Source organism: Brasilonema bromeliae SPC951, from assembly GCF_012912135.1.
Taxonomy (GTDB): Bacteria; Cyanobacteriota; Cyanobacteriia; order Cyanobacteriales; family Nostocaceae; genus Brasilonema; species Brasilonema bromeliae.
The window spans coordinates 1-9,305 of the sequence record NZ_QMEB01000079.1; the positions used below are offsets into that span (position 1 = coordinate 1).

Sequence of the window (9,305 nt, forward strand, 5' to 3'; positions counted from 1 at the left end):
GTAAAGTTCTAAAAATTTAAAAAATAACCGAGAAATCTGTATTAATTTTAAAAAAAACCTGAAAAAAATCCAATTTTTGGTAGATTTCAGGTGATGTGACAAATGGAAAATGCGTATGACAAACTTGTTATTAGGAGACTTCACCCTCCAAACCGATGCACATGAGCTAAAGTCTCGTTTGCAGTGGGGACAACCAGCTTTTACTATTATTGATGTGCGTGAACGTCAAACCTACAATCAGGGACACATTTCAGGAGCGATTCCGCTTCCCGTAAACGAACTTGTCAAAAGAGCAACAGTTTCTCTAGCGAAAGATCGCGATATCTATATTTATGGTGACAGTGACGAGCAATCAGCGAGTGCTGCAAAAACGCTTCGAGATGCTGGGTTTGCTCGTGTATCAGAACTGACTGGTGGTTTCTCTGCTTGGAAAGCAGCTGGTGGTTCCACAGAAGAAATTTAACAGTTATCAGTTATCAGTGAACAGTGAACAGTGAACAAAAAACTGATAACTAATAACTGATTTCGGTCAAACTCCCATGAGAGTTCATCACTCCATCATGGCTAGGGCTTTAGTGGGTTGCGGGTTTAGCAACCCATTCAACAGGGATGCTGGGCGTTGTCTGTGGGGCCAAGCAAAAGCATGACGGAATGCTGCATCCTGACAAGCTTGTAACTGTTCAAAGTTAATAATGTCGTAAGTTAAGAGGTTCTCGTACTCAAAAGGTAGACGCACATTGTGCAAGCCAGCATTATCAGTACAAATAGCAATATCTACCCCTGCATCAAAGCAACGCTCAAATACTAACTTGAGTTGACGTATATCCTGCAAAGTACCAGTTTTGATATAGGTTGTGGGGCAAACCTCTAAACACTGATTTCGCAAAGCTAAATCTTTGAGCAATTCGGGATACAGCAGAGGAATTTGGATACCATGACCAATCCGCATCAGATACGGTAAAAGTTGGGGATCACATCCAGCAGTCGTTTCATAAAGGTGTCCTGTGGTGTTGAGTCCAAGCGATCGCGCATAATCATACAACCTTATCCATTCGTTTATGCGTTCTGCAGAGTAACTATCTCCCCCAGCTACATCTATTGCGCAAACATACTGTCTGCTTTGCGCTGCTAAATCAACAATCGCCTTATTCACCTCAAAGGGTAAGCGCGAGTGCATACAAAGAATTTGGCTGGTAACAATCGGATATTCTGGGAGTTTGCTTGCTTTACCCACAACTTCCACAATTTCCGCCATCATGTCAATTCTCTGTGATTGACTCAGATGGTCTGGTGTTCGTAGATAAGGGGTATAGCGCAACTCCAGATAAGCCAAATTTTCAAAAATATAAGCACCCCTGAGCAAGCGGTAGATAAAATAAGGCAAAGTCTCCACAGTTTGCACGCTTTCCACCAAGGTATGCAACTGCAAATACTCATCTAGAGTGTTGCGTGGACGCGTGTAGAAATCTTCAAATGCTGAATAGTCAGCAAAGCCAGAAATCAACTCGGGCGAGTGGCGCTCAAAGTACCGCCATAAAATACGAGGTACAACCGATCCGCCCAGATGCCTATGTAATTCTGCGTATAAAGTCATAGTCGTCTTTTAACAAAACTAGAAATTTTAATTATTATTAACAGTAACAAATTAAAAAACAAGTTGTGGGTGCGTAAAATTTCATAAGACTTTCTTATCCTGCAAGGCACTGCGATTTATCTTCAAAAGAGGACTCAAAAAGTTATAGGTATAAAAGTTTGCTCATTGGATAGCGCTTCTCGTTTGAATAAAGTAGAGATCGCTTCTTAAGATTTACTTTATAAATTACCTCTAAGTGTAAAAAGCTATCACGATTTGTTAGTGTTATTTTGACACTTCAAAATCCCAAGTCTCAAATGGGTCTATGGCGAAGTTAGTTGTTCTGAAATTAGATGGTGATTTAGAACACCAGGGATTTCGGGTGACGCTAGAGATTGGCTCAGAATCTGCTCCCCCAGAAATAGAAATCTCTGGCAAATTACCACCATGTCCCGACTTGGCTACCTATCTGTGCCAGTGGCAACATAAGTATCGCAGTTTGGGGATGCCAAGTCGCATCAAGCCACAAGAAATTATTTACGATGGTTCTATCACAACACGAATTTCAGAATGCCGCCAAAAAGCTAAAGTATTAATTAACTGCTTACAAAGATGGTTTGATTCTCAGGAATTTCGCTGTATAAACAACACATTACGCGAAGAATTAAAACGAAACGAAGCTATTCGAGTCTTAATTCGCACCGATAATCGTGAACTACAAAGAATTCCCTGGCATTTGTGGGATTTCTTTGATAGATACTCGTTAGCAGAATTTGCCCTAACGACAACAGCGTCACAAACCCCTCCAAAACCACCGCGTAAACCGAGAGTCAGAGTTTTGGCGATTCTGGGCAATAGTAGTGGAATTGATGTTCAAATAGACCGTCAGTTGTTAGAAAATTTACCATTATCCGAAACAGTTTTTTTAGTAGAACCGCAACGCAAAGAGTTAAACAATTATCTTTGGCACCAGTGGGATATTCTATTTTTCGCCGGACATAGTGAAACTGCTGAGAATACAGGTCGGATTTATATCAATAAAACAGATAGCTTAACAATAGAAGAGTTAGAGTTCGGTTTAAAAAGAGCGATCGCACAAGGTTTACAGCTAGCAATTTTTAACTCCTGTGATGGTTTAGGATTAGCATGGCAGTTAGCTTCTTTAAATATCCCGCAAATGATTGTCATGCGGGAACCCGTACCAGATGAAGTAGCACAGGAATTTTTAAAGCATTTTCTTAAAGCTTTTTCGGGTGGTAAATCTTTATATCTGGCTTCACGGGAAGCAAGAGAAAAATTGCAAGGCTTGGAGGACAAATTTCCCAATGCGACTTGGTTACCAGTCCTAATCCAAAATCCCAGAGTTGTCCCCCCTACATGGAAAGAATTAAGCACTCAAAAAAGCGATTCATTACGTCAAATTCTGACTGTGCTTATGGCGAGTGTGCTTGTCACAAGCATAGTCATGGGAGTGCGCTATTTCGGAATGCTACAACCGTGGGAATTGCAAGCTTACGACCATCTTATGCAACTGCGACCAGCATATGAAAGTTCAGATCCACGTCTAGTGATAGTTACTGTTGATGAAGCAGATATTCGCTATCAGAACCAGAAGGGGATGAAAAGGACAGGATCGCTTTCGGACAAAGCACTGACTCAACTGTTGCAAAAACTTGAACAGTATCAACCAACAACTATCGGTATAGATATTTATCGTGATTTCTCTGTAGATTCGAGTTATCCAGATTTAATCACTCGCCTAAAGCAGGATAACCGTATTTTTGCGGTGTGCAAAGTTTCTGCTGATGCTGATGACGCACCAGATGGTATCCATTCCCCTGACGAAGTTCCAACAGAACGCCAGAGTTTTAGTGATTTTGTGGTAGATGACGATGAAATCCCACGTCGCCAATTATTGTATTTAACTCCTTCTGTAAAATCTCCCTGTACGGCAGAGAATGCTTTGAGCCTTCAGCTTGCACGTCACTATTTGCTTTCTAAAGGTATTAAAGCAGATATCACCCCCTCCGGGGACTTAAAAATTGGCAACGTTTTGTTTAAACAATTAAAAGAACACACTAGCGGTTATCAAGCAGTCGATGCATCAGGATATCAAGTGCTGCTGAATTATCGTTCGCTGCGTCCTCAAGAAAACATTGCTGAGACTGTATCTCTAAGAGATATCCTTAATAACAATAGCCAAATTAACTCTGAGTTATTAAAAAATCGTATTGTCCTTATTAGCGTTACAGCCCCAAGTGATACTGATTATTGGAAGACTCCTTCCCACAACAAGAAAATACCAGGAGTGTTCGTGCAGGCGCAGATGATTAGCCATATCCTCAGTGCCGTTCTTGATCATAAACCTTTGTTGTGGTGGTGGTCTTGGTGGGTGGAAGTACTCTGGGTTTGGATATGGTCGTTGGTGGGAGGAATGATAGCTAGGCGCTACTCAAAGCCAGAGTACCTTGGATTTGCAGTAGCAGCAGCGCTACTATTATTATTTGGAATTTGTTTTGGCATCTTTACACAATTGGGATGGATACCACTGATTCCGCCTGCCTTGACATTAATATTAACAGCGATCGCTGTGGTGTGGAAAATACGAAGATAAAATTCCGGAATACAGGTATTGCGTCTTGATGTTATATAGTAGCATCGGCATATGGATATTTAATTATGAAACTTGCTGGCGTTATCCCTGTGATACTTCTGTGTCTTGCGAGTTACTCTCCACAAGTGCAAGCACAAGTTGCTCAACCAGTCAAGAATAAGATTGCGAATACACAAAACCGCCTTGAAAAATTGAACTTTCCACGTAGCGGTGCACCTGTCGGTCGCCGTCAAGGAGGGGCAAGACGTAATGGCTGTCCAGACCTGAAACAGCCCGTAACCGCTTTAGTTCCAGGTGAGAAAACTGTGAATGATGAAGCGATATCTTTCTTAGCATTGACAGTCTCCGAGTATCCAACCTTTTGGGTTTATCTTCCCGACTTACCCACGAACTTGCGTTCTGGAGAGTTTGTGTTTCAGGACGAGAGGGGTAAAAATATCTACAAGACACCTTTGAAGCTGCCTGATAGGTCTGGTATCATTGGCATTACTCTGCCACAAAATCCGCAATATGCCCTCAAGCAAGACAATAAGTATCAATGGTACTTCAAAGTTTATTGTGGCAACCCGGAAAATACATCTGATTATTATTACGTAAAAGCATGGGTGCAAAAAGTTGCGCTTACCCCGAATCTTGAAAGTCAGTTAAAAGCGGCAAAACCAGGAGAATATACAGTATATGCTGTGAATCAAATTTGGCAGGATGCTGTCACGAATTTAGCTGATATGCGTCGTACTAATTCAGGTTCGTCGGTGCTTGCACGGGATTGGAATGATTTGTTAACAGCTGTTGGCTTGGAAGAATTTGCCACTGCGCCGATTGTTGGGCGTTATGGTTTGGAAAGATAATCGTGATTTTGCGCTGAGGCGTAGATAAATAGAGTGTTATAATTTTGATAGAGAAAATGTTATATAATTAACCTTTTGTAAGTATTTTGTCAATTAGAACCAAGCAGTTAACAGGGCGCTGACTTAACCACAACTTATTAAAGAGCCATATTTGGGATGAATCGATACGCGAGTGTGTTGGTGTTGGAGGTTAGTGTTAAAGAATTTGTTAGTGGTGGGGGGAGCGATCGCCCAAGGGGGAGGGGCAAAGCTGATCGCCTCGTTTTGTACCCTAAACCAGATCACCTGGAATGCTAGTCAAGATAAATAGTTGAATCACTAATTTCTCAGGGAGTAAGGCTCAGGGTAACGCTAATCTCTTTCTCATAAATCCCAAGGGCATCATATTTGGAGAAAATGCCCGATTAGATATTGGCGGTTCATTTCTAGCAACAACAGCGAACCTGATCCAGTTTCCTGGCGGTGGAGAATTCTCTATGACTTCACCTGTTAATCCGCAAAACCCCTTGCTGACGGTGAATCCTTCTGCATTTCTATTCAATCAAATTGCATCTGAACCTATTAGCTCAATTCAAGTTAATGAAGCACGTCTATCAGTTAAAGATAGTCAGAGTTTATTGCTAGTGGGCGGCGATGTGAAGTTGGATCGGGGGCGACTACGGGCTACAAGTGGTCGAATCGAATTAGGAGGATTGGCAGGAGTGGGAACAGTAGGGTTAAACGTTGATAACAACAATCTCCGCCTAAGTTTCCCAGTGGGAGTCCAACGAGCAGATGTATCTCTTTCTAATCAAGCTACAGTAAATGCTCCTGATAGCGCAGGTAGTATCCAAGTGCAAGGCAGGCGCGTTACGCTCACCGATAATTCAGAGATTAGAATTATTAATACTTTTGGAGCCCAACCAGCAGGAACATTGGCGGTGACCGCATCAGAGTCAGTTGAACTTCTGGGAGGAAGCCGCCTGCTGACTGGAACCGAAGGTACTGGAGAAGATGCTGGAAACTTAAGGATAGAAACTGGGCGGTTGATTGTTCAAGATGGGGCACAAGTCTCAGCTTCCACTCGTAGCCAAGGACGAGGAGGAACTTTGTCCGTGACCGCAAAAGAATCTACCCAACTAATTGGAACATCAATAGACGGCATTGAAAGTGGCTTATTTGTTAGGACTACAGCAACTGGAGATGCCGGAAACTTAGAAATAGAAACTGGGCAGTTAATTGTTCAGGATGGGGCACGGATTTCTGCTTCCACTGCTCAAGAGTCTACTGGACAGGCGGGAAGCATCACACTTAAGACTGGAGAATTAAATCTTCAAGATGGCGCTCAAGTAACTGTGAGCAGTGCAGGAAAAGGCAATGCAGGCAACTTAGAAATTATTTCTGGCTCTATCAAACTGGACAACTCAGGAAAACTACTAGGTTTTACCAACTTCGGTGAGGGTGGCAATATAAATTTGCAGGTGCGAGATTTAATCTCGATGCGCCGCCAAAGTCAGATATCTGCCGAAGCTCGTAACAATGCCAAGGGCGGCAATATCACCATCAATGCCAAGGATGGCTTCATCGTCGCCGTCCCTGGTGAAAACAGTGACATTATTGCCAACGCCAACCAAGGGAGGGGAGGTAACATTAATATTACCACCTCTGGCATCTATGGGCTTGAGTCCCGCCCAACGCTAACAGAATTTAGTGACATCAACGCCAGTTCTCAAGCAGGACCTCAGTTTAATGGCACTATAGAAATCAACACACCCGATGTAGACCTCAACAGTGACTTAGTAAACTTACCATCAGTACCAATTGACACCAAACTCGCCCAAGGCTGTAACTCTCCCAATTACGCGAAAAGCAGTTTCATTTACACTGGACGCGGCGGCTTACCGCCTAACCCAAAAGATATTCTCACACCTGATGCCGTGCAAGTAGATTGGGTCACTCTCAACCCAAATATTGACAGCCACAACAGTCCATCTGTTTCCACATCAACAAACCCCACGCCAGAACCCATAGTTGAAGCGACTGGGTGGGTGTTCAACGCCAAAGGCGAGGTAGTCTTCACAGCCTCGGCACCCACCACTACGCCTCGCAGTTCTTGGCAAACGCCCACTGACTGCGGAAGATCTAAACCAAATCCTTAATATTACTGGTTCTTTTATCCTTCTTGTTGCGTTAACCAGGCTTCTAAATCAGTTAAGGCGGAAAAATCTAACAACGCCTCTCCTAACGCCTCCAATTGCTCAATGGATAATTCTCGAACTCGCTCAATTAATGATGAATCAATCTCACCAAAACGGCGATTTAGTTGACGTATGATTAGACGTTGTTCTCCTTCCTGTATTGCTTGTTCTCTGTCTTGCTGATAAAGTGGTGCTAATCTCATAACTAATTCCCTATCATCTTCTTCTGGATTTTGAGCTACTAATAGGTTTTTCTGCAAGTTGTACAACAATTCTAACGCTGCTTTCCGGAATGGATGATTTGCTGGTAGCGCAACGAATTCATCAATTGCCTGGTTTTGTACCGTTCCTCGACCAAGAACTCTCAACCACAGTGTTTCTGGAGTTCTTGGTAACTGGTGAATGGCAACTATGGCTGTTCGCAAATACTCTGCCATAAAGTGTACTCCAGACACCCAATCTACTCGTTGTGTTGCGCCAAATCCAGATAACAATGTTGTGGATGCTGTGGGTGTGAGAATCCATAATTTTGGGATGGCTGATTCTGCAATGGATGTTTTGTTTCTATTGGCTTCTCGTTGTAATTCACCCCTAATTTCTAATAGTTTCAGAAGACAATCACACATTTCGTCTTTGGATGCAGCATTGCGAAACGGTTCAAAGATAGCAGGTGTAGCCGCAAATCTCCCCAACAATCCCAGTGTTTCTAAATTAGAATTCTGTTGTGATGAAGGAGCAAAAAAGACATCAATTTCTCTTACTTCTCCCGCCACGCGCTTGGGTGCTTGTACTTCCCCATAAGGTTTTAGCAATTCTTCAAGATAGTCTTTGGAAAATTGGTCATAAATAAATCGAGTCATTCAATTTGATTGGAAAAAAATTAAGTAATGAATATTATTTTAATTCCTTCAATTACGAATTGTTTCGTCATAACCAATTTCCCAACAGCACATAAGGTGCCCAAAAATAAGGACTATTCTCCTTTTTAAAAACCACAAGTTGAGCACGCTGAAGTGCTTCAGCTTTACTCACCCCATTATTTAACTGTCGGTAAAACTCACTCATCAAATCTGCGGTAGACTGGTCATCCACCGACCATAAAGAAGCCAGTGTACTGCGTGCACCCGCCCGCACAGCCACTCCCGCTAATCCCAATGCTGCACGCTTGTCTCCTGCTGCTGTTTTACAAGCACTCAGGACGAGTAATTCAATATTGCTAGACCTGCTAGATTCACTCACTCGCAGTAAGCTATCAAATTCCTTCACCTTAAGTAGTTTATCCCAAGCAAGAATAAATGTTTTTTCTGGATCAGAACTAAACTCGCCATGAGTCGCCAAGTGGACTACCGAGAAAGGATCTGATTTTAGCTCGTTTTGCAAGTTGATTTCAGTAAACTTCTGATTCAACAGTTCTTCACTCCTGGGTACCTCAGACTTGATTTCTTCTAACTCCCGTGGCACATTTTGCAATGCAGGAAACCCAAAGCGTTGTTCGCCCACTCCAGCAGTTAAAGCATTTAACTGTACTTTTTGTAAAGGTTTCGGGTCAAAAAGTTGCAAACCAGGCGTGAGAGCTAAAGCATATTTTTCTATCAGATATTTCTGCTGCTGTTTATCATAAAGAACCCCCATCGGGATATTCTGCAATTCACTATCGAGTACAAACACTAAAGTTTTAATTTCATTCTTGGTTAACTCTGGTTCCATTGGTCGAATTAACCAATCATATATTTCCTGAGACTGCTCCTGAACCTGAACAGTTTGTTCGACTTGCAATAAGTCTTTCCGCACCGAAGCGACAGTCCTTTCTACTTTCTCCTGAGTTATAGCCGTTGTATATTTGCGAAGTTCTTTTTGTCCAGGCAACGTGAGAATAACCTCAATACGGTCTGGTAAAATAATTGGATAAATAATCGCCGCTTTTTTGTCCTGCCCAAGCGCAGTGTCAATTGTTACCCTAGGTTCCACACAGGGTGAGCGGAAGAAGTTGTTCAGTTCCGCCTGCTGAAGCGATTCAATCACATTCCGGGCTTGCGTAAGATTGTATTGCATAGTTTCAGCGTTACCTATGTTTTGCAACTGCAAATCCACCA

The 9,305-nt window shown here is 42.5% G+C and carries 7 protein-coding genes; 4 read left to right on the top strand and 3 right to left on the bottom strand.

The annotated features are described in order from the left end of the window. Window positions 1-109 precede the first annotated feature (109 nt). Entirely contained in the window at window positions 110-463 is a 354-nt protein-coding gene (locus tag DP116_RS12100; RefSeq protein ID WP_169155425.1) for a rhodanese-like domain-containing protein, read from the top strand. 87 nt (window positions 464-550) lie between these two features. Here DP116_RS12100 and DP116_RS12105 read toward each other — a convergent pair whose 3' ends face one another. Further along, window positions 551-1,594 (bottom strand): adenosine deaminase, encoded by a 1,044-nt coding sequence (locus DP116_RS12105; protein WP_169155426.1) that lies wholly within the window; start codon window positions 1,592-1,594, stop codon window positions 551-553. Between the two features lie 304 nt (window positions 1,595-1,898). On the opposite strand from DP116_RS12105, the gene DP116_RS12110 reads away from it, so the two are divergent. From DP116_RS12110 to DP116_RS12120, 3 genes are all read left to right on the top strand, one after another. Next, window positions 1,899-4,187, top strand: coding sequence for a CHASE2 domain-containing protein (locus DP116_RS12110; protein WP_169155427.1), 2,289 nt, complete (start codon window positions 1,899-1,901; stop codon window positions 4,185-4,187). Window positions 4,188-4,252: 65 nt separating this feature from the next. Continuing rightward, a complete protein-coding gene (locus tag DP116_RS12115; protein WP_169155428.1) occupies window positions 4,253-5,035 on the top strand; it encodes a DUF928 domain-containing protein in 783 nt (260 codons plus the stop codon). Between the two features lie 314 nt (window positions 5,036-5,349). After that, window positions 5,350-7,173, top strand: a complete 1,824-nt coding sequence (locus DP116_RS12120) for a two-partner secretion domain-containing protein (RefSeq protein ID WP_169155438.1) — start codon at window positions 5,350-5,352, stop codon at window positions 7,171-7,173. Between the two features lie 14 nt (window positions 7,174-7,187). On the opposite strand, the gene DP116_RS12125 is transcribed toward DP116_RS12120, so the two are convergent. Together DP116_RS12125 and DP116_RS29245 are read right to left on the bottom strand one after the other, a co-directional pair. Then, a complete protein-coding gene (locus DP116_RS12125; RefSeq protein WP_169155429.1) occupies window positions 7,188-8,072 on the bottom strand; it encodes a DUF4351 domain-containing protein in 885 nt (294 codons plus the stop codon). 67 nt (window positions 8,073-8,139) lie between these two features. After that, on the bottom strand, window positions 8,140-9,305 hold a 1,166-nt coding region (locus DP116_RS29245; protein WP_246275602.1), incomplete at its 5' end, for a CHAT domain-containing protein.

What these genes read in the sequence shown, in the direction of transcription:
- DP116_RS12100 (WP_169155425.1), top strand. Translation starts at nt 110, where the DNA reads ATGCGTATGACAAACTTGTTATTAGGAGACTTCACCCTCCAAACCGAT.
- DP116_RS12105 (WP_169155426.1), bottom strand. Translation starts at nt 1,594, where the DNA reads ATGACTTTATACGCAGAATTACATAGGCATCTGGGCGGATCGGTTGTA.
- DP116_RS12110 (WP_169155427.1), top strand. Translation starts at nt 1,899, where the DNA reads ATGGCGAAGTTAGTTGTTCTGAAATTAGATGGTGATTTAGAACACCAG.
- DP116_RS12115 (WP_169155428.1), top strand. Translation starts at nt 4,253, where the DNA reads ATGAAACTTGCTGGCGTTATCCCTGTGATACTTCTGTGTCTTGCGAGT.
- DP116_RS12125 (WP_169155429.1), bottom strand. Translation starts at nt 8,072, where the DNA reads ATGACTCGATTTATTTATGACCAATTTTCCAAAGACTATCTTGAAGAA.